This window comes from Mesorhizobium sp. PUT5, assembly GCF_052216645.1.
GTDB lineage: Bacteria > Pseudomonadota > Alphaproteobacteria > Rhizobiales > Rhizobiaceae > Mesorhizobium.
Map to the genome: position 1 here is coordinate 873629 of NZ_JBQOSO010000003.1, position 20408 is coordinate 894036.

Here is a 20408-nt window from a genome sequence, read left to right on the forward strand (position 1 = left end):
ACAGGAAACGTGCATGCGCTGCCGGCGTGTTCCGGCGGTCGGGCGCCGCTCGCCCACTTAACAAGTTCAGACAGACGGATTTTACGATGAATCGAGTGGAATTTCACAAACTCTTCAAATCACCAGGCCCGGTCGTACTGCCGGTTATCCATGTGCTGGACTGCGCGCAGACCGAGCGGAATGTGCGCATCGCCATGCATCAGGGTGCACCTGGGGTGTTGCTGATCAATCATGACATCACCGTCGAGGCGTTTGTGCCGGTCATCCGCGCAATCCGTAGACGGTTCCCCTCCCTCTGGATCGGTGTCAATTTCCTGGCAGTGACCGGCAAGGATGCCTTTCCGGTCCTCGGCGATCTGCAGCGGGAGGGAGTGCACGTCGATGCCTATTGGGCGGACGATGCGCGTATCGACGAAGCCAGCGGTGTCGACCGGCAGGAAGAGGCTGCCGCTATCGCGCAAATCCGCCGCATGTCGGGGTGGGACGGTCTCTATTTCGGCGGTACCTGCTTCAAGAAGCAGCGGGAAATCGCGCCGGAGCATTACGGGGTGTCGGCCAGGATTGCTGCTTCGTGGATGGACGTGGTCACGACCTCGGGTATCGCCACGGGTCACGCGCCCGAGCTGAGCAAAATCGAGACATTCCGGCGGGGGACCGGCGATGCGCCTTTGGCGCTTGCCTCCGGCCTGACGCCTGAGAATGCGCACATATTTGCTGCGTTGGTCGACTGTTTCATCATTGGGACCGGGATCAACCGCGACGGCGATTTTCATAATTTCGACCCGGCCAAGCTCGAACGGCTGATGGCCTTTGTGCGCCGGCAAGGCGAAGTCATCGCTGAAATCTAAGAACCGCGTTGTCAAAGGTAGTGAACGAAATGACGGACGACATGCTTCATGTGATGAAATGGCATAATGGCGATAAGAGCTTCTCGCCGTTTTCCGATGCCGAAATGGCACGCCGCCAGAACGACGTGCGCGGCTGGATGGCGAAGAACAATGTCGATGCCGCGCTGTTCACGTCCTACCATTGCATCACCTATTATTCCGGCTGGCTCTACTGCTATTTCGGCCGCAAATACGGCATGGTCATCGACCACGACAATGCCACCACCATCTCCGCCGGCATCGACGGCGGCCAGCCCTGGCGCCGCAGCTATGGCGACAACGTCACCTACACCGACTGGCGCCGCGACAACTTCTACCAGGCCGTGCGCCAGCTGACGCCGGGCGCCAAGCGCATCGGCATCGAGTTCGACCACGTCTCGCTCGACTTCCGCCGGCAGCTCGAAGCCGCGCTTCCCGGTGTCGAGTTCATCGATGTCGGCCAGCCCTCCATGTGGATGCGCACCGTCAAGTCGGCCGAGGAGCACAAGCTGATCCGCGAAGGCGCCCGCGTCTGCGACGTCGGCGGCGCCGCCTGCGTGGCGGCGGTCAAGGCCGGCGTGCCCGAGCACGAGGTGGCCATCGCCACCACCAACGCCATGGTCCGCGAAATCGCCAGGTCGTTCCCCTTCGTCGAATTGATGGACACCTGGACCTGGTTCCAGTCGGGCATCAACACCGACGGCGCCCACAATCCCGTCACCAACCGCATCGTGCAGCCGGGCGACATCCTGTCGCTCAACACCTTCCCGATGATCTTCGGCTATTACACCGCGCTCGAGCGCACGCTGTTCTGCGACCATGTCGACGACGCCAGCCTCGACATCTGGGAGAAGAACGTGGCGGTCCATCGCCGTGGCCTGGAGCTGATCAAGCCGGGCGCCCGCTGCAAGGACATCGCCATCGAACTGAACGACATGTACCGCCAGTGGGGCCTGCTGAAATACCGCTCCTTCGGCTACGGCCACTCCTTCGGCGTGCTGTGCCACTATTACGGCCGCGAGGCGGGCGTCGAACTGCGCGAGGACATCGACACCGTGCTGGAGCCCGGCATGGTGGTGTCGATGGAGCCGATGGTGATGCTGCCGCAGGGCATGCCGGGCGCCGGCGGCTATCGCGAGCACGACATCCTGATCGTCAAGGAGGACGGCGCCGAAAACATCACCGGCTTCCCCTTCGGCCCGGAGCACAACGTCATCAGGAACTGACCGGGCGGGAGGGTCCTTGTGGGCTTCCATATCCCCCACGACTGGCCGCACCCGTGGACGGACGACCCGTCCGTCCACCATTCTCCGCCGCCGGCCCGGGGCGCGGCACATCTTCTTTCCTTCGTCGCGCGCACCGTTGCCGCGACGATAAAGCGCCTTCCAATGCCGGGACGCGCTTCAGGGCCGGGCGGCGGGCGCAAGGCCGAGGTGCTGCCGAAAGATCGCCGAGGCGAGAGGTCACTCTGTGCTTCTCGGCCAACCAGGCGCTGCTTGGCGCCAAGGCCTGCGCCACCTTCATCCCGCCCTGCGTCGCCCGCATGGACGATATCGGCATCGACGGCATAGATGCCATCGCAGAAATCCGGCAGATCTACGACAGTTACGACTTCGAGCGGGCGCACGCTTCTCTCAGGTCGCTAGAATGTGCGTCGTGGATTGCCAACCGCTTCAGCGTCTGCCGAATTGTTGTGCCGCCTCGCGCGCGGCGCGGAAGGTTTCCGCCCAGGTTGCCGGGATCGGCCGTGGATCGATGATCCTGGCTGCAGGCCTATAGGGCAGTTCACCTCCTGCTCCCCGCGCTGCGAGCTGACCGCAGCCAAGCGCCGTGAGTTCTACCTCGCCGGAGACGCTGATCTGGCGGCCGAGAACGTCGGCGATGAACTGGCAAAACCAGGGGTTACGGCTCATCCCGCCATCAATACTGATAGGCGCCAGGATCGCCACCCGCTTCTCCATCTCGGCAAGCACTTCGGTGACGCGGAAGGCTATGCCCTCCAAGACGGCCTGCACCATGTCGATGCGGGTCGTGTCGAGACCGAGGCCGAACCATGCGCCTCGCGCCGACCGATCCCAATGTGGCGCAGCAAGGCCGGCAAGCGCGGGTACGAAGACCAGGCCGCGCGAAATGGCGGGCTCACAGGCAAACTGGTCGATCTGCGACCATTCGTCAAAAAGCCCGAGATTGCGCGACCAGTTGACGGCGGAAGATGCGGCATAGACGCCTCCATCGAGCGCGTGCATCGGCTCAACGCCGCTCTCGGCCCAGGCAATTGTCGGCAGAAGCATGCCGCCGTCCTGAAGCTCGTCGGTCAGCACCAAGGCGAAAGCGCCGGTTCCGAAAGTAATCTTTGCATGGCCTGGAAGGCGCGCGCCGTGGCCGAACAGCGCCGCTTGCTGGTCGACAATACTCGCCGTCAGCGGCGCTCCATTTGGCAGCCCGCCAAGACACCCGGACGTTGGACGGATCGGCGGCAGGGCCTCCATTGGCACGCCGAAGATGCGGCAAAGCTCCGGGTCCCATTCGCGCGTGCGTAGGTTCATCAGCGAAGTGCGTGATGCCGTCGTCGGATCGGTGGCGAAATTATCGGCAAGCCGGTCACGAAAGAATGCGTCCGTCGTGCCGAGCCGCAGCCGTCCCAGCCGGGCGAGCTCCTTTGCTTCAGAGACATGTTGCAGGATCCAGCCAAGCTTTGAGGCTGAGAAATAGGGATCAAGCGGCAGGCCGGCCCGTTCGCGCACTATCGGTTCGAAGCCCTGCTGCTGGAGCTGCTCGCAGACGTTCGCCGTCCGATCATCCTGCCAGACAATGACCGGGGTGATTGCCTGTTTGGAATGCGCATCCCAGGCGAGGCAACTCTCACCCTGATTGTCGATGCCGACGCAATCGACATCCGGCGCGGCGTCGAGACAGGCACGGATACTCGACAACAATTCCTCCGGATCATGTTCGACATGGCCGGAATGCGGGTAATATTGCCGATGCTCAACCGCGTGAACAGGACGGATTCCTGATTCATCGACTACGAAGGCGCGGGTGGAAGTCGTTCCCTGATCGATGGCTAGAGCTCTCATCACTGTTCCAGGGCGATCGTGACGGCACCATCCTGCGACGGCATCGGTAAGAGGATACGCCGCTCAGGGCGGCTACGGATCCGGCGCGATACAACCTCGCGACCATTCACGCGCATGGACAGACGCCCCTTGACCGGCTGGTTGACGCGCAGTTGCAGATGGTCGAGGGCGCGGTCCCCACTCAGGAATTGCGGTACGACCCAGGAAAGCTCATCCCCGGAAAGGGTCACCGGCTGGCGCTGCGGCGGATGCTGCGCTGGCGCGTTGCCCTTCAGGTCGGCGAATATCGCCCGGGCCACCGCCTGCCCTTCGGCCCAGCACCAGCCGGCGGTTTCCACCGGGCGCAGCATATTGCCGGCGGCATAGTATTTTGGGTCGGAACAGCGGCCCATGGCGTCAATGATAGGGCCGCCGCTCGCCGGATCGCGCGCCACAGGCCCATTGGCAAGCAAAGTCGCCTCGGGCCGGAATCCGCCGCTGATAATCACGCCATCCGTTTCGACATGCTGCTTTCCGGCGGGGCCTTCGATGACCACGCCTTCCACCCGGTCGCGGCCTTCAATGGCGAGAAGTCGCGTGGACAGGTGCAGCGGAATTCCCTTGAGGCGTGGATAGAGTGGCACGGGCCAACGCGCCGTGGGCGCCATATTTGGCTCGATCATGGCAACCGGGTGAATGCCGGCATGGGCGCAAGTCATGATCGCCGAAAAGGAGACGAGCTCTGTGCCGAGAATAATCGGGTGGTGGAAGGGTCTACCGCCCTCCAGATAGACCAAACCCTGCAGCGCCCCCGTTGACAGAATGCCGCCCGGCTTCGTGCCGCCGATCAGCCGCTGGGCGCGGGAACTTTCCCGGACTCCGGTGGCGAGTAGCACGCGTCTGGCCGTGATTGTCGAAACGCCCCCGTCGGCCGTGACCGTGACCGATGGGCCGGAATGGAGAGCGATCACGTTGACATTCAGCGCCAATTGCGCGCCTGCGGCCTCGGCGCGTTCTGCCAGCGCTTTCGCGTAGTCCGAACCTCTCATCAGGCGGTGAAATTCACGCATGCCGAAGGGGTAGTGGCCGCAATGGCGTGGAATGCCGCCCGGAGCGCCCTCTCGGTCTACAACCAGGACGTTCCAGTGGCCGGCGAGTTCCGTCGCGGCCGCAAGCCCGGCGGGACCAGCCCCGATGATCAGAACATCGACTTCGGCGGGGGGCTTCATTCCACCTTCTCCGCCATCGGTTGATCGAAACAGTCCCGTGTCAGGCGTGATAGTTCTGCCGAGCAGTAAAAGCCCTGGCAGCGCCCCATGGTGGCCCGGGTGCGGCGCTTCAACCCGGCCAGCGAACGCGCTGGTAAGGGGCCCGAGAGCGCATCCATGATTTCGCGCCGGGTGACCAACTCGCAATGGCAGACGACGCCGCCATGATGGGGCCTCTCCCAGTCGCGCGGCTGGAACTCCGAAATGTTGCGGACGCTCGGCCAGACAGGATTGGCAGGAGGCGCGAGCGCGAGGGCCGCCAGGCGCTCGACATGCTGAGCAATGCCGAGTGCCCCCGACAGGCCGGTCGAACGGATGCCGCCGACCGTGATGCAGGAGAGTCCCTCATGCGCGGTGATGCAATAATCCTTGCGCTCGGTAGCGGGGCGTAGGCCGGCATAGATTGCCGTGACCTCGTGGTTCTTCAGTGCAGGTACGATCTCCTCTCCACGGCGCATCAAAGCGGCGAGCTTGTCGGGGTCGAGCCCGGCATGCTGTCGGTCATCCTGGTCTTCAGCGGTCGGTCCTACCAGCAGGTTGCCGAAGGCTGTGCGGCAGACGACGACGCCTTTGGTGATGGCAGTCGGGACGGGCAGCAATATGTGTCGCACGAGCGCGGCGGCCGGCTTGTCATAGACGACGAACTGGCCCTTGCGCGGCCTGATGTTGAAATCGCGTCGCCCGATCAGCATCTCGTCGACCAGATCGCCGAAATTTCCCGCCGCATTGACCACCAGCCCGGCGCACACCTCGCCGCGCGTCGTCTCGAGCAGCCAGTCGCCCTCCCGCCGCGCCCCCGTAAGCTCTGCGCCGCGCAGCACCTCTGCGCCGTTCTCGACCGCCTGCAGCAGGTAGGCGAAGGGCGCTGCCCATGGGTCGATGATATATTCGCCAGGAACCCGGAACGCGGCGCATGCCGCCGAACCGAGAGCCGGCTCGGCTTCGCGCAATCGCGCCCGGCTGTAGGGCTCGATATCCGTTACGCCGTTCTCGCGCGCCTTTTCCATCAGCGCCGGCAGGGCCGCTTCCTGCTCCTCGGTCCACGCGATGACCAGTGCGCCGCAGCGCAGAACCGGCAAGCCGAGCCGGTTGTGAATGGCGAGATATTCCTGGTAGCCCGCCTGGATACAGGCCTGCTCCAGCGATTCCGGCGGTGCATCGAAGCCGGTGTGCAGGATGGCGGAATTGCCTTTGGAAGCACCGTCGAGAATGTCCGCCGCCTTTTCGATGACGGCGACGCGCGCACCCGCGAGGGAGAACCGCCGGGCAATGGCGCAGCCCACGACGCCGGCGCCGATGATCGCCACGTCGAAGCGCCCTGTCAGAGCTTGAGCCGGCCCTTTCACTGGAATTCCTGGTCCTCGTTGACTGGCAGCGATCTTCCTGAAAATGACCAAGTAGTCAATTAGTTCGGGTCAAAATTGCCAAAAAAGACATTTTTTGCCTGATTTACTGTTGACATAGTCAAAAATCTTGGGGCACGGTAAGCCGTCTATGGGGGGATGGGCATTGAAGCCGGGCGACCGACAGGCAGAAATCCTATTGTGCGTCGAAAGGGACGGCGAAGTGTCGGTGCTGGATCTGGCGGCGCGCTTCGAGGTGTCCGCCGAGACCATCCGCCGGGATCTCGCTCATCTGGCCGCGACCGGGGCGCTGCAAAAAGTGCATGGCGGCGCCCGCCGCGTCCGCCTGCATGTGGAGAGCAGCTTCGAGGAGCGCATATCCGAACAGGCCGCCGAAAAGGCGATCATCGCCCAGAAGCTGCGCGGCCTGGTTTCTCCCGGCGACACTTGTTTCATAGATACCGGAACGACAACGCTGGTCTGCGCGCAGGCGATAGCGGATGTGCCGGAGCTTACGGTCATCACCAATTCCCTGCATATCGCGCGCTTGATGGGTGCCGGGCAGGGGCGGGTATTCCTGTTGGGGGGGAATTTTGCAGCCGACAACGACGAGACCGTCGGTCCGATAGCGCTGGCGCAGATCGCGCAGTTCCGCGCCGACTATGCCGTGATCGGCGCTGCGGCGCTGGATCTAGAGGCGGGCCCCATGGACGCGAATTTCGAGGAGGCGGCGATCGCACGCGCGATGTGCGCGCACGCGTCAAAGATCATTGTGGTCGCAGGCTCGGCCAAATACGGCAAGCGCGCCCTGCATCGGGTGTGCCGCCTGGAGGATGTGGACACGATCGTCAGCGACAAGGCGCCGGGCGAGGCGTTCCAGGCCGCGCTCGACACGGCCAAGGTCAAGCTCATCTAGCGGGAAGGCAGGCGGAAGCGAGAAAGATCAATGTCTTCGTTAGCTAAAAGATATGTACGGTTCATGGACGGTATGGCGGATCTGATCGGCTGGTTCGCCATGTTTCTGATCTATTTCATGATCTTGGTGCTGTTGTACGACGTCTTTTCGGACAAAGTGCTAGGCATCGTCCAGAATTGGACCTTGGAAATGGCTCAGTTCACCCTGGCAGCCTTCTATTTCCTTGCCGGCCCGAAGACTCTGAAGGACGAAGGCCATGTCCGCCTCGACCTGATCTATGAACGCCTCGGCATGCGTGGCCGGGCGATCATAGATTCGATCACGATCTGGCTGGTGATCTTCTACTTGGCCGTTTTGCTGTGGGGCGGCATCTCCTCGCTGCATTATTCATGGGTCACCCATCAGCGCCTTCCTTCGCTCTGGGCGCCCTCTCTGGTGCCCATCAAGATCCTCATGAACGTCTGTGTGCTGCTCATGATCCTGCAATGCATTGCGATCTTTTTTCGCGACGTCCTGCGCATCACTGAGGGGGATGCGCGATGAGCTATGAAGCCGTTGCGCTTATCATGTTCGCCGGCATGATCCTGCTCATGCTGACGGGTCAGCGCGTCTTTGCCATGATCGGCGCAGTCGCGGCGGCATCCGCGCTTGCGCTCTACGGAAACTCGTCGGCCGAGCTTCCCTTCAACGCCGTCTTCAAGCTGTTTTCCTGGTACGCGCTGCTGACCCTGCCGCTCTTCGTCTACATGGGCCACATGATGGCGAAGTCGGGCATCGCCGAAGATCTGTATAAGATGATGCATGTCTGGTGTGGCAGGCTGCCCGGCGGCCTTGCCATGGGCACCATCTTCCTGATGGTGATCATCAGCGCCATCAACGGCCTGTCGGTCGCCGGATTGGCGATCGGCTCCGCCATTGCGCTGCCGGAAATGCTGCGGCGTGGTTACGACAAGGTTCTGATCACCGGTGTCGTTCAGGGCGGATCGACGCTCGGCATTCTCTTGCCGCCATCGGTCGTCATGGTGCTTTTCGCCGTCATCGCCCGTCAGCCGGTATCGGATCTTTGGCTCGCGGGGGTTTTTCCGGGCCTGATGATGGCGGGCATCTTCGCCCTCTATGTTTACGTGCGGGTCAAGATAAACCCTAAACTGGCGCCGGAACTCAGCGAAGAGGAACTGGCGATGCCGCTGCGGGAGAAGGTCCTTCTCCTGCGCGCCGGCATCGCTCCGGTCGTCATCTTCCTGCTCATGATCGGGCTGTTCGTGACTGGCTACACCAACCTGCTCGAGAGCTCGGCCGTAGGCGCTACGTCGGCGACCGTGGCGGCGGCGTGGAAGCGGCGATTGAGCATCGGGCTGCTGATCGAGACGGCGCGCGAGACCATGACGGTGACGGCCATGTTCATGTGGATCGTGCTCGCCGCGCTCGCTTTTTCCTCCGTCTTCGACGGCATCGGCGCGGTTCGCGCCATCGAAAACGTTTTCATCCACAACTGGGAGCTGTCGCCCTGGATGGTCATCATCCTTATGCAGCTCAGCTTCATCCTGATGGGCATGTTCCTGGACGACACGGCAATGCTGGTGATCGTCGCGCCGCTCTATATCCCGCTGGTGCAGCGGCTTGATCTCGGCATCGATCACCAGATGGTGTGGTTCGGCATCCTTTATACGATGACCTGCCAGATCGCCTATGTCACGCCGCCGTTCGGCTACAATCTGTTCCTGATGCGCGGCATGGCGCCGAAAGAGATCACTCTCATCGACATCTACCGTTCCATCATTCCGTTCGTGATCATGATGGGACTTTCCATCGCCTTGATCATGCTTTTCCCGCAGATCGCAACCTGGCTGCCCAGCTATTTCCGAGGCTAATGCCGTTAACCCCAGGAGGACAGAAATGACAGACAGCAGCAAGCCTTCCCCATCCGAAAGGATTCTCGCCAGCCGGCGTAAGTTTCTCGCTGCCGCCGGGCTTGCAGCGCCTGCGGTTCTCGCAGCGCCGGCCATTGTCCGCGCCCAGGCGCCGATCCGTTGGCGGCTGCAGACCTATGCCGGCCCGTCGCTCGGCGAGCACGTGATCAAGCGGCAGGTCGATGCATTCAACGCCGCAGCGAATGGCGAGATGGAGATCGAGCTCTACTATGCCGACCAGCTCGTGCCCACTTCCGAGCTCTTCCGTGCCCTGCAAAACGGCACGCTCGACGCCATCCAGTCGGATGAGGCAACCATGGCCGCGCCCGTCGACATCGCGGTGTTCGGCGGCTACTTCCCGTTCGCCACGCGCTACAGTCCCGATATCGGATCCCTGTTCATGTATTACGGACTCGATGAGATCTGGCAGGAAGCCTACTCTGAAGTCGAGAATGTCACCTATCTCTCGACCGGCGCCTGGGATCCGTTGCACGTCTTTACGGTCAACAAGCCGGTTCGCTCGCTTGCCGATCTCAAAGGATTGCGCGTCTTCGGCGTTCCGACTGCCGGCCGCTTCCTGTCACGTTATGGGCTCATTCCGGTAACCGTGCCGTGGGACGATGTCGAAGTGGCCTTGCGCACGGGCGATCTGGACGGCGTGCTGTGGTCCGGTTTCACTGAAATGTACGAGATGGGCTGGGCCGATATCTGCAAGTACGCCCTCTCCAACTCCATTACCGGTGCCTGGTTCGGCTCCTATTACGTCAACACCCCAAGCTGGCAGAAAGTGCCGCCGCATCTGCAGCAGCTCTACCGCACGACCATCGATCAGTCGCACTATTACCGCATGATCTGGTACTGGGGCGGTGAGGCGAAGCTCCGCGTCGAGGGCGAGAAAATGGAACTGACCTCGATTCCCACCGAGGAATGGAAGCAGGTCGTCAAAGACGCCGAAAGCTTCTGGGACGAAGTCGCAGGCGAGAGCCCGCGGGCGGCGCGCGTCGTGGAAATCTTCAAAAAATACTCTGGCGATATGGAGAAAGCCGGCTATCCGTACCGCTAAGATGAACCGGGAAGGAGGGGGAAGCCCTCCTTCCCTTGCAATCCGCCGCCGCGAAGAGACTGAGCAAATCAGATTCAAGGCTGTCTTTTGGAGACAGCCATGGGAGTTCTGGACCGTCTGATTCTTGGGGATGATGAGTGGCAGCGGATGTCACCGCACATCATTGGCGATGAGCGCACGCGAGGCTCATCGGGCCGTCACAACCGTCTGTTATAGAAGCGGTGCTATGGATCGTGCGGACGGGTTCGCCTGGCGTGATCTGCCCGAGATTTTCGGCGAACTGCGTCACCCCGGCCGTGCGAACCGATTTGCCTTGCGGCAGTAGAACATCGACCTGGCGCAGCTTCGCGGCAATCTCTTCGGGCTTGTGCCTCTTCTGAGGCATTCCAACGTCCTCTATTAGAGCGGATTTCGACCGTTATGAATCGAGAGTGGATTCCCTCGGAGCGTAATTTCTGATTCAGGATCCGTGCTGGTGATGGAGGCCGGCATGGATGGGCCAACCTCTTTCGATGGATTTGCGTTCGCGGCTTCTGGCGGCGGTTGATGATGGTATGAGCTGCCGTGCGGCAGCCGCTCGCTTTGGCGTTGCACCATCGACGGCGATCCGCTGGCAGGCGCAGCGCCGGGAAACTGGCGACTTTTCTCCCAAACCACAGGGCGGCGATATGCGGTCACGCCGGATCGAGGAGCGTGGGGCGGACATCCTGGCGATTTGGGAAGCGCGCAGGGACACCTCGCTTGAGGAACTGCGCCTGGCGCTGATCGAGATCGGCTTGCACGTCTCGATCGCCGGGCTCCACCGCTTCTTCGCGCGCCGTGGCATGACGCGCAAAAAAAGACTGGCCATGCCGTCGAGCAAGACCGTCCCGATATCCTGAAGCAGCGCCGGGCCTGGTTCGACGGCCAGATCGATCTGGAACCGGAGCGTCTTGTGTTCATCGACGAAACATGGACCACCACCAACATGACCCGCAGCCATGGACGCTGCCCAAAAGGCGAGCGGCTGCGGATGGGCTTCCCGCATGGCCACCGCAAGACCACCACGCTCGTGGCCGGGCTGCGCATGAGTGGCATGGTCGCACCGATGGTGCTGGATCGGCCGATCAACGGCGACTGGTTTGAAGCCTATGTCACTCAGGTTCTCGTGCCGGAACTGCGCCCCGGTGACGTTGTCGTCATGGATAATCTGTCGAGCCACAAGCGGGCCTCGGTGCGCGAACACATCCAGGCAGCGGGCGCGACACTGCGCTTCCTTCCGCCCTACAGCCCGGACTTCAACCCCATTGAGAAAGCCTTCTCCCGCCTCAAGGCCATGCTGCGCAAGGCGGGAGAGCGAACCGTCGGCGGCCTCTGGAGCCTGATCGGCAAGCTCGTCGATATCTTCCAGCCTAACGAATGCGCCAACTACTTCACTTCATGTGGTTATGAGCCAGACTGATCGAAAACCGCTCTAAGAAGCCCAGCCGGCGGCGAGCCATTCCCGGCAGGCCTGCCCCTGGCACTTCGGGCAATGCCGGTTGCGGCAGGAATTGTAGGCCACGCGGATCACCCCGCAGGACCGACAGCCCTCGGCATGGCCGCCGAGTTCAGCGGTCCGGCACAGTTCGATGGCGCTCATCACGCGGCGCTCGACGCGTCCGAGATGGCCTTCATGAACCTGCCGATACGCCTCGCCATGGCGGCGCAAGATATCCGCCACCTCCAGTCTCGCCGGCATGGGCGGAGCCGGTCGGCCCGGCGGCACCACCTCGATGTTCAGCCGATCGAGCGGGCTTTCCGTCCGCCGAATGAGACCGTTCGAGACTTTGGTGTAGCGCGCCGTCGAGGACAGATTGTTGTGGCCAAGCAGCACCTGGATGATGCGAATGTCGGTGCCGTTCTCGAGCAGATGCGTGGCGAAGCTGTGCCTGAGTGTGTGCACCGTCACCCGCTTGTCGATGCCGGCGGCGGCGCGCGCCGAGCGGCAGGCCGAATACAGCACCTGCACGTCGATGGGACGGGTTGCATTCCGGCCGGGAAACAGCCAGGCATGCGGCTTCGCCAGACGCCAGTAGACCCGCAGGATGCGCACAAGCTGCGCCGATAGCATCACGGTGCGATCCTTGCCGCCCTTGCCGTGCTCGACCCGGATCACGCCGCGTTCGCTGTCGATGTCGCCAACCTTCAGCCCGACGGTCTCCGAAGCACGAAAGCCAGCAGCATTGGCCGTCGTCAGTGCCGTACGCGTCTTCAGGCTCGGCACCGCCTCCAGGAACCGGACGACCTCGTCGGCACTCAGCGCCACCGGCAGCGTGCGCGGAGACCCGCAGGTATACCTTGCCGACGTCATCACCTGCATCGTCGACGGCCACCCGCAAAACCTGATCGATGATCTCCTGCCCTGGGTCTATGCCCCCGCCCACTCAAGGTCGTCGCCTCAGAACAGCGGTTATGCGGCTATGCCCTCCCGCGCCGCGGGTTCGTTCTTCGGCCCCCAAGCTGCCCGCCGATGTGTGGCGCTAGATCACTCTCCAGCACGTCTCGAGGTAGCACCTGTTGGCATTGGCGGGTGCATGGCAGCGAAAGTGATGCTCCTGGCGTTTCGTCTAGAGGTACTTTGACAGTAGCCAATAGAGTATAATGCCAATTACGACGCTCGCAGCGTCAATCCCGTGAAAGAGGATGGCCAGAGCCAAGAAAAATCCAAACACTCCGCGGGTTCTCATATTCATATATTAAATATAGGTCGATCTGGTTGCGACGTTTCGAAACCGTTTTGGAGTCCTGAACTAATGCGTTGATCTAATATGGTTAATTTTCATCGGTGATTGCAGCGCCCTGGCCGTGCCTAGCGGACGCTGTGGGACTGCATGGGACAGGATTAGAGCGGTTTTCGATCAGTCTGGCTCATAACCACATGAAGTGAAGTAGTTGGCGCATTCGTTAGGCTGGAAGATATCGACGAGCTTGCCGATCAGGCTCCAGAGGCCGCCGACGGTTCGCTCTCCCGCCTTGCGCAGCATGGCCTTGAGGCGGGAGAAGGCTTTCTCAATGGGGTTGAAGTCCGGGCTGTAGGGCGGAAGGAAGCGCAGTGTCGCGCCCGCTGCCTGGATGTGTTCGCGCACCGAGGCCCGCTTGTGGCTCGACAGATTATCCATGACGACAACGTCACCGGGGCGCAGTTCCGGCACGAGAACCTGAGTGACATAGGCTTCAAACCAGTCGCCGTTGATCGGCCGATCCAGCACCATCGGTGCGACCATGCCACTCATGCGCAGCCCGGCCACGAGCGTGGTGGTCTTGCGGTGGCCATGCGGGAAGCCCATCCGCAGCCGCTCGCCTTTTGGGCAGCGTCCATGGCTGCGGGTCATGTTGGTGGTGGTCCATGTTTCGTCGATGAACACAAGACGCTCCGGTTCCAGATCGATCTGGCCGTCGAACCAGGCCCGGCGCTGCTTCAGGATATCGGGACGGTCTTGCTCGACGGCATGGCCAGTCTTTTTTTGCGCGTCATGCCACGGCGCGCGAAGAAGCGGTGGAGCCCGGCGATCGAGACGTGCAAGCCGATCTCGATCAGCGCCAGGCGCAGTTCCTCAAGCGAGGTGTCCCTGCGCGCTTCCCAAATCGCCAGGATGTCCGCCCCACGCTCCTCGATCCGGCGTGACCGCATATCGCCGCCCTGTGGTTTGGGAGAAAAGTCGCCAGTTTCCCGGCGCTGCGCCTGCCAGCGGATCGCCGTCGATGGTGCAACGCCAAAGCGAGCGGCTGCCGCACGGCAGCTCATACCATCATCAACCGCCGCCAGAAGCCGCGAACGCAAATCCATCGAAAGAGGTTGGCCCATCCATGCCGGCCTCCATCACCAGCACGGATCCTGAATCAGAAATTACGCTCCGAGGGAATCCACTCTCGATTCATAACGGTCGAAATCCGCTCTAGAGCGGTTTTCGATCAGTCTGGCTCATAACCACATGAAGTGAAGTAGTTGGCGCATTCGTTAGGCTGGAAGATATCGACGAGCTTGCCGATCAGGCTCCAGAGGCCGCCGACGGTTCGCTCTCCCGCCTTGCGCAGCATGGCCTTGAGGCGGGAGAAGGCTTTCTCAATGGGGTTGAAGTCCGGGCTGTAGGGCGGAAGGAAGCGCAGTGTCGCGCCCGCTGCCTGGATGTGTTCGCGCACCGAGGCCCGCTTGTGGCTCGACAGATTATCCATGACGACAACGTCACCGGGGCGCAGTTCCGGCACGAGAACCTGAGTGACATAGGCTTCAAACCAGTCGCCGTTGATCGGCCGATCCAGCACCATCGGTGCGACCATGCCACTCATGCGCAGCCCGGCCACGAGCGTGGTGGTCTTGCGGTGGCCATGCGGGAAGCCCATCCGCAGCCGCTCGCCTTTTGGGCAGCGTCCATGGCTGCGGGTCATGTTGGTGGTGGTCCATGTTTCGTCGATGAACACAAGACGCTCCGGTTCCAGATCGATCTGGCCGTCGAACCAGGCCCGGCGCTGCTTCAGGATATCGGGACGGTCTTGCTCGACGGCATGGCCAGTCTTTTTTTGCGCGTCATGCCACGGCGCGCGAAGAAGCGGTGGAGCCCGGCGATCGAGACGTGCAAGCCGATCTCGATCAGCGCCAGGCGCAGTTCCTCAAGCGAGGTGTCCCTGCGCGCTTCCCAAATCGCCAGGATGTCCGCCCCACGCTCCTCGATCCGGCGTGACCGCATATCGCCGCCCTGTGGTTTGGGAGAAAAGTCGCCAGTTTCCCGGCGCTGCGCCTGCCAGCGGATCGCCGTCGATGGTGCAACGCCAAAGCGAGCGGCTGCCGCACGGCAGCTCATACCATCATCAACCGCCGCCAGAAGCCGCGAACGCAAATCCATCGAAAGAGGTTGGCCCATCCATGCCGGCCTCCATCACCAGCACGGATCCTGAATCAGAAATTACGCTCCGAGGGAATCCACTCTCGATTCATAACGGTCGAAATCCGCTCTAGACGCCGTGACACCTAGTCAGACATGCCGGGACGCAATGGGACGCGTTGTCAGTGTGACAGGGTGCAAGCTGGAGCGCTCATTGGCGCAGGCAAGGCGTGTCCCATGCTGTCCCGTCGCTCCGGGTCCTTCCTGCCGGGAATCTCGGTCGCGGGGGGCGCTGAGCGCGTTCCGTGAGTCATTTCAGAATTTTTTCGGATTTTATCGTGGGACAGCATGGGAAATGAATTACGCAGACGGGCGTCTGCGGAAATGACGACGGAATTGTAAGGAGATAAGATATTGATTCATAATAATAATTTTTATTCTTATTTAATTTTCGTCAACGCAGACGCCCACCCCCCTTCTCTCTTATTTTTGCCAACTCGGACCAAAGAGGGAGTACCCCCGTCGACGTTGACGAATATTCGTCAAACCCTTGTGGCGTAAGGGTTTTAACCGTCGTCATTTCCGCAGACAAACCGCCGTCGTGAATCAAAAACCCCGCCGAAGCGGGGTTTGCGTTAGTCGTCGGATTTTGACGCGACATAAGCTTTTCGAGGTCGCCCAGGTCCGTTCTTTGGCTTTGCGATTTCTCTGAAGCGAACGCCGTGATCGGTCTTTAGGCGCGAAAGGACTTCATCGCGATCCCGACGATTGAGGTTACGGAAGCCGCGGCAGTGGCGAACGATTTCACGCTCTGTAGCCCCGTTCCTACCTGCGCGCTGAACAATCTCGAAAACAGCGTCCGTGACTGATTGCATCGGCGTTTGGCCGAGGCGCCGCATCGCTTCTTCTGCGGTTTGGCGATGATAGAAGAAAACATAGTCCCGAGCCCATTCGATATGCTTGGCTCGGACGCGCGAGGAACGATCGCTCAGCGCCACGATGAGGGAAATGCGTTGCGCCAATTCAGCGGTTCGGCCGAACAGATCAGCCATGCCGAATTGTTCAAGGCGATCCATCTCCGCGATGACCTGTTCTTCCATCGCATCGATAATTTCGTATGCCTCTGGCGTGAACGGGATCTCGATCGGTTCCGGCGCCCATGCTGGCTCGGCGCGCGACCGAACGCCACCAAGGTCTTCTTCATCTGGATCGGGCCAGGCGTGTTCCTTCGCCCAATCTATGATGCGCTTCGGTGGCGACTTCAGTTTGACGCGCCGGCTCTTTTGACGGGCGAGCGGAGAACTGACCACGAGAATGCGGTTTAGGAAGCCGCTCGTCACGTCGGCCATGCCAAGGGCTTCGTAGAACGTCGACGGAGTGGACATGCCCAGGAGCGTCAGCGCTGGCCGCTCGACCTTCCGGTTCTTGACGGCCTCGGCCTGCTCCTTGCTCATGCCGTGCGTGCTGTAGCCCTTCTCACGGTGCGTGCCGCCGAGGCGTGCTGCAACCTCCATCAGGGCCGATTGAGCCTCATGACGGTTGGCATCGCCCGAGGCCCGTGCGGAGGTCAGGTAGCGGCCGAACTCGTCGGCGATGCTGATATGGCGGGGGCGCATCAGGAGAGCAGACATAAGGCCGGCGTCCGACGTGTAGGATTTGGGGCCGATGAGTTCGCCGAGGCTCGCACTCTCAAGCGTTGCTTCCACTACCGTCTTGGCGTGCTCCTTGCCACCAGCGGTCGGCGCCAGGTTCACCAGATAGACGGACGGGTAGTTGTTCATGTCGGTACGCCAGTTGCGCCCGAGGACGACGGAGCCGAATGCGAGAGCAGCTTGCACCGCGAACTGCGGCTGCGGCTTCCATGCGGTGTCGTTGTAATAGCGGACCATCTCTTGCAAGACGCCGGGTATCGACAGAAGGTGCTTTGGAATGCCCTTCAGCCGCGGCCGGTCATCGGGGCCGGGAGCGATGTCCTCGAATTCCTTGGCGATGTCGTGCTCATCGTCTTCGAACTCGTCGGGGATATTCTCCCATTCTTCCGCGCGCCGCCGCTCGTTGACGGTCTCTATCACGCTGCGCATGGTGATGGGGCGCTCGGTCTTGTTCCTGAAGCTGTCCCACTGCTCTTTGCAGTCGCGCACGCTGACGAACTTGTCCGGGGCACGGCGCGAGAACTCGACCCATATGTCAAAGGCCGCCTTCGACGATCGACCGAACTCATGCGACAGGGCCATGCCGACGTTGCGCCACGCCTCGCGATCGAAGGCATGAGACTTGTCGAGCGATGCCACCAGATCGCGGGCTTCCTCGTAGTCCAGATCGAGGACCGAGTTATCGTGTTCCTCGGCGTCCTCGTCCTCGGCAAAAACCAGATCAGCCACTAGGTCGGCATCGACGTGGGGGAGCTTCGCATCCTCGTCGAACTCGCGCTCCCACACATATTCCCGGCCGGTGTCGGGATGAATGCTCGGCGGAATGGCGACCTGTTTGCCGGTGCCGAAAAGCTCGATCTCCCATGACCAATGCTGCTTGCCGTCCTTGCCCGTGATCTTGTTGCCGCTATGGGCCAGCTTCTTGGACTGGAACGGCTCATCGGTGACGAAGTAGATGTGGCGGGACGCGCCTCCCGAGCCCGATTTGACGCGCGGGAATTTCCAGATGTCGATGCCGGGAAATAGCTTCTCAAGCTCAGCCTCGGCGTCATCGGCCTCCTTGCCAACCCTGATATCGAGATCGATGACGTGGAGGAATTTGCGGTCGACCTTTGACTGTGATTTTTCGTGGAATGAGGACCCTGTTTGAGGGGTAATTTTCGTCCAAACGGGACCCCTTAACGTGGGGTCATCAAAGTGCCTCCGGTTTGATCGGAGGCATTTGTGTTTTGGATGTTGGTTGTGGAGACGATTGCAAAGATACGCCGGCTGTCGCTGGTGCAGGGGAAGTCGATCAAGGCGATCTGCCGGGAGCTGAAGATCTCGCGGAAAGTGGTCCGCAAGGTGCTGCGCTCGGACGAGACGGAGTTCCGGTACGAGCGCAAGCATCAGTCCTATCCTCGCATGGGGGCCTGGCGCGAGAAGCTGGACGGGCTCCTGTCGGCGAATGCAGCGAAGCCGCAGCGGGAACGGCTGACGCTGATCCGGATCTTCGAGGAGCTTCGCGGCCTCGGCTATGACGGCAGCTACAGCTCAGTGTGGCGGCATGCGCAGGATTGGGAAGAGCAACGCGGCAGCGCCGCGGCCGAGGCCTATATCCCGCTGAGCTTTGCGCCCGGCGAAGCCTATCAGTTCGACTGGAGTCACGAGGTCGTCCTGCTGGACGGCGTGACGGTTACGGTGAAGGTGGCGCACATGCGGCTCTGTCATAGCCGCATGTTCTTTGTTCGGGCGTATCCGCGCGAGACGCAGGAGATGGTGTTCGACGCCCATGATCGGGCCTTCGCCTTCTTCCGCGGAACCTGCACGCGCGGCATCTACGACAACATGAAGACGGCGGTGGACGCGATCTTCATCGGCAAGGATCGCCGCTACAACCGCCGCTTCGCGCAGATGTGCGGACATTACCTTGTCGAACCGGAAGCTTGCACGCCGGCGTCGGGTTGGGAGAAGGGCCAGGTCGAGAACCAGGTCGGGCTGGTGCGCGAGCGCTTCTTCACGCCGCGGCTGCGCTTCAAGACGCTGGAGGACCTGAACGGCTGGCTGGCCGACAAATGCGTCTCCTACGCCAAGGCGCACCGGCACCCCGAACAGGACGGCCGCACGATCTGGGAGGTGTTCGAGGAGGAGCGCGGCAGCTTCATCCCCTATGCCGGGCGCTTCGACGGCTTCCACTGCATTCCCGCCTCGGTGTCGAAGACCTGCACGGTGCGCTTCGACAACAACAAATACTCGGTGCTGTCGAGCGCCGTCGGCCGGCCGGTCGAGATCCATGCCTATGCCGATCGGATCGTCATCCGCCAGGACGGCGTGGTCGTGGGCGAACATGCCCGCTGCTTCGGCCGCAACGAGGTGATCTACGACCCTTGGCATTACGTCCCGGTGCTGGCCCGCAAGCCCGGTGGACTGCGCAACGGCGCACCGTTCAAGAATTGGGTTCTGCCGTCGGCCATGGAGAAGGTGCGCCGCAAGCTCAAGGCCGCCGATGACGGCGACCGGCAGATGGTGTCGATCCTCACCTGTGTGCTGAGCGACGGATTGAACGCGGTCGAGGCGGCCTGTCAGGAGGCGCTCGATCACGGCGTCTCGTCGGCGGCGGTGATCCTCAACATCCTGGCCCGCCGCCGCGACCCGGCGCCGGGCACGATCCTTTCCATTCCCCAGGCGCTGAAGCTGGCTCACGAGCCGATCGCCGACTGCGCCCGCTATGACCGTCTAAGGAGAGCAGATAATCATGGAACGCACCGAGGTTCTGGAACTGATGGGCACGCTGAAGCTCTACGGGATGCGATCAGCCTATGACGAGATCATGGGCGTCGCCATCAAGCGGCAGCACGAACCTCCGAAGATCGTCGGCGATCTGCTGCAGGCCGAGATATCGGAGAAGCAGGCCCGCTCCATCAAATACCAGCTCACCGTCGCCAAGCTGCCATTGGCCAAGGACGTCGATGACTTCGACTTCACCGGCACGCCCGTCAACGAGAGCCTGATCCGCGATCTTGCCGGCGGAGCCTTTGTCGCCGATCAGCGTAACGTCGTCCTGGTCGGCGGCACCGGCACGGGCAAATCCCATCTAGCCATCGCCATTGCCCGGGCGCTTATCCGCAACGGCGCGCGCGGCCGCTTCTTCAATGTCGTCGACCTGGTCAACAGGCTGGAGACCGAGACCCGTGCCGGCCGCCAGGGGCGCATTGCCGATCACCTGACCCGGCTCGACTTCGTCGTGCTCGATGAACTGGGCTATCTGCCCTTCGCCCAGGCCGGCGGGCAGTTGCTCTTCCATCTCGTCTCGAAACTCTACGAGCGCACCAGCGTCATCATCACCACCAATCTGGCGTTCGGCGAATGGCCCACCGTCTTCGGCGACGCCAAGATGACCACTGCGCTGCTCGATCGCCTGACGCATCACTGCGAGATCGTCGAGACCGGAAACGAATCCTGGCGCTTCAAGAGCCGCTCTCAAAGCTAAAGCCAAAAACCAACGAACCGCACC

At 61.9% G+C, this 20408-nt stretch carries 15 protein-coding genes and 5 pseudogenes; 12 read left to right on the top strand and 8 right to left on the bottom strand.

All coding sequences use genetic code 11. The annotated features are described in order from the left end of the window. Nucleotides 1-86: 86 nt before the first annotated feature. The 3 genes and pseudogenes from ACTDI4_RS05705 to ACTDI4_RS05715 form a co-directional block, all read left to right on the top strand. Entirely contained in the window at nucleotides 87-848 is a 762-nt protein-coding gene (locus ACTDI4_RS05705; RefSeq protein ID WP_442840229.1) for a BtpA/SgcQ family protein, read from the top strand. A 29-nt stretch (nucleotides 849-877) separates the two neighbouring features. Beyond that, entirely contained in the window at nucleotides 878-2092 is a 1215-nt protein-coding gene (locus tag ACTDI4_RS05710; RefSeq protein ID WP_442839374.1) for a M24 family metallopeptidase, read from the top strand. A 236-nt stretch (nucleotides 2093-2328) separates the two neighbouring features. After that, nucleotides 2329-2511: pseudogene (locus ACTDI4_RS05715) on the top strand (transaldolase family protein); the annotation flags it as partial. 28 nt (nucleotides 2512-2539) lie between these two features. Here the strand turns inward: ACTDI4_RS05715 and ACTDI4_RS05720 are convergent. From ACTDI4_RS05720 to ACTDI4_RS05730, 3 genes are read right to left on the bottom strand one after another with little or no spacing between them, the layout of a single operon-like run. Continuing rightward, entirely contained in the window at nucleotides 2540-3943 is a 1404-nt protein-coding gene (locus ACTDI4_RS05720) for an FGGY family carbohydrate kinase (protein ID WP_442840230.1), read from the bottom strand. Next, nucleotides 3943-5151 carry an NAD(P)/FAD-dependent oxidoreductase gene (locus tag ACTDI4_RS05725; RefSeq protein ID WP_442840231.1) on the bottom strand — a complete coding sequence of 403 codons (1209 nt, stop codon included), beginning with the start codon at nucleotides 5149-5151 and terminating at the stop codon, nucleotides 3943-3945. Before ACTDI4_RS05725 ends, ACTDI4_RS05720 begins: the two co-directional genes overlap by 1 nt. Then, complete coding sequence (locus ACTDI4_RS05730; protein WP_442840232.1) at nucleotides 5148-6536, bottom strand: NAD(P)/FAD-dependent oxidoreductase; 1389 nt, start codon at nucleotides 6534-6536, stop codon at nucleotides 5148-5150. The genes ACTDI4_RS05725 and ACTDI4_RS05730 overlap by 4 nt, the downstream gene beginning before the upstream one ends. Before the next feature lie 148 nt (nucleotides 6537-6684). Between ACTDI4_RS05730 and ACTDI4_RS05735 the strand changes: the two genes are divergently transcribed. The 6 genes and pseudogenes from ACTDI4_RS05735 (at nucleotide 6685) to ACTDI4_RS05760 (ending at nucleotide 11863) form a co-directional block, all read left to right on the top strand. Continuing rightward, nucleotides 6685-7449 carry a DeoR/GlpR family DNA-binding transcription regulator gene (locus ACTDI4_RS05735; protein WP_442840233.1) on the top strand — a complete coding sequence of 255 codons (765 nt, stop codon included), beginning with the start codon at nucleotides 6685-6687 and terminating at the stop codon, nucleotides 7447-7449. A 63-nt stretch (nucleotides 7450-7512) separates the two neighbouring features. Continuing rightward, nucleotides 7513-7992 carry a TRAP transporter small permease subunit gene (locus ACTDI4_RS05740; RefSeq protein ID WP_442840234.1) on the top strand — a complete coding sequence of 160 codons (480 nt, stop codon included), beginning with the start codon at nucleotides 7513-7515 and terminating at the stop codon, nucleotides 7990-7992. Beyond that, nucleotides 7989-9320, top strand: coding sequence for a TRAP transporter large permease (locus ACTDI4_RS05745; RefSeq protein ID WP_442840235.1), 1332 nt, complete (start codon nucleotides 7989-7991; stop codon nucleotides 9318-9320). The genes ACTDI4_RS05740 and ACTDI4_RS05745 overlap by 4 nt, the downstream gene beginning before the upstream one ends. 25 nt (nucleotides 9321-9345) lie before the next feature. Next, nucleotides 9346-10422, top strand: a complete 1077-nt coding sequence (locus tag ACTDI4_RS05750; protein ID WP_442840236.1) for a C4-dicarboxylate ABC transporter — start codon at nucleotides 9346-9348, stop codon at nucleotides 10420-10422. 99 nt (nucleotides 10423-10521) lie between these two features. Then, a pseudogene (locus tag ACTDI4_RS05755) lies at nucleotides 10522-10702 on the top strand (transposase); the annotation flags it as partial. A 214-nt stretch (nucleotides 10703-10916) separates the two neighbouring features. Further along, a protein-coding gene (locus ACTDI4_RS05760; protein WP_442839650.1) for an IS630 family transposase occupies nucleotides 10917-11863 on the top strand; the annotation gives its coding sequence in 2 pieces (ribosomal slippage) (nucleotides 10917-11253 and nucleotides 11253-11863; 948 coding nt in all). 27 nt (nucleotides 11864-11890) lie between these two features. On the opposite strand, the pseudogene ACTDI4_RS05765 reads toward ACTDI4_RS05760, so the two are convergent. Then, nucleotides 11891-12142: pseudogene (locus tag ACTDI4_RS05765) on the bottom strand (transposase zinc-binding domain-containing protein); the annotation flags it as partial. A 93-nt stretch (nucleotides 12143-12235) separates the two neighbouring features. Next, nucleotides 12236-12763 (bottom strand): annotated as a pseudogene (locus ACTDI4_RS05770) (tyrosine-type recombinase/integrase); the annotation flags it as partial. Here ACTDI4_RS05770 and ACTDI4_RS05775 point away from each other — a divergent pair. Beyond that, nucleotides 12723-12815, top strand: a pseudogene (locus ACTDI4_RS05775) (transposase domain-containing protein); the annotation flags it as partial. The pseudogenes ACTDI4_RS05770 and ACTDI4_RS05775 sit on opposite strands and share 41 nt — an antisense overlap. A gap of 486 nt (nucleotides 12816-13301) precedes the next feature. Here the strand turns inward: ACTDI4_RS05775 and ACTDI4_RS05780 are convergent. From ACTDI4_RS05780 to ACTDI4_RS05790, 3 genes are all read right to left on the bottom strand, one after another. Next, nucleotides 13302-14248 (bottom strand): IS630 family transposase gene (locus tag ACTDI4_RS05780; protein ID WP_442839650.1). Its coding sequence is split into 2 segments (ribosomal slippage): nucleotides 13302-13912 and nucleotides 13912-14248, totalling 948 coding nucleotides; the frame shifts between segments, so codons are not numbered across the junction. A gap of 107 nt (nucleotides 14249-14355) precedes the next feature. Next, nucleotides 14356-15302, bottom strand: a protein-coding gene (locus ACTDI4_RS05785; protein WP_442839650.1) for an IS630 family transposase whose coding sequence is annotated in 2 segments (ribosomal slippage) — nucleotides 14356-14966 and nucleotides 14966-15302 — 948 coding nt in all. Because the reading frame shifts where the segments join, the coding sequence is not laid out codon by codon here. A gap of 596 nt (nucleotides 15303-15898) precedes the next feature. Then, complete coding sequence (locus tag ACTDI4_RS05790) at nucleotides 15899-18304, bottom strand: PriCT-2 domain-containing protein (protein WP_442840237.1); 2406 nt, start codon at nucleotides 18302-18304, stop codon at nucleotides 15899-15901. On the opposite strand from ACTDI4_RS05790, the gene istA reads away from it, so the two are divergent. Further along, nucleotides 18194-19717 (top strand): IS21 family transposase, encoded by a 1524-nt coding sequence (gene istA, locus ACTDI4_RS05795; RefSeq protein WP_442840238.1) that lies wholly within the window; start codon nucleotides 18194-18196, stop codon nucleotides 19715-19717. The two genes, ACTDI4_RS05790 and istA, sit on opposite strands and share 111 nt — an antisense overlap. Further along, nucleotides 19650-20384, top strand: coding sequence for an IS21-like element helper ATPase IstB (istB, locus tag ACTDI4_RS05800; RefSeq protein ID WP_442839287.1), 735 nt, complete (start codon nucleotides 19650-19652; stop codon nucleotides 20382-20384). The genes istA and istB overlap by 68 nt, the downstream gene beginning before the upstream one ends. Nucleotides 20385-20408 lie beyond the last annotated feature (24 nt).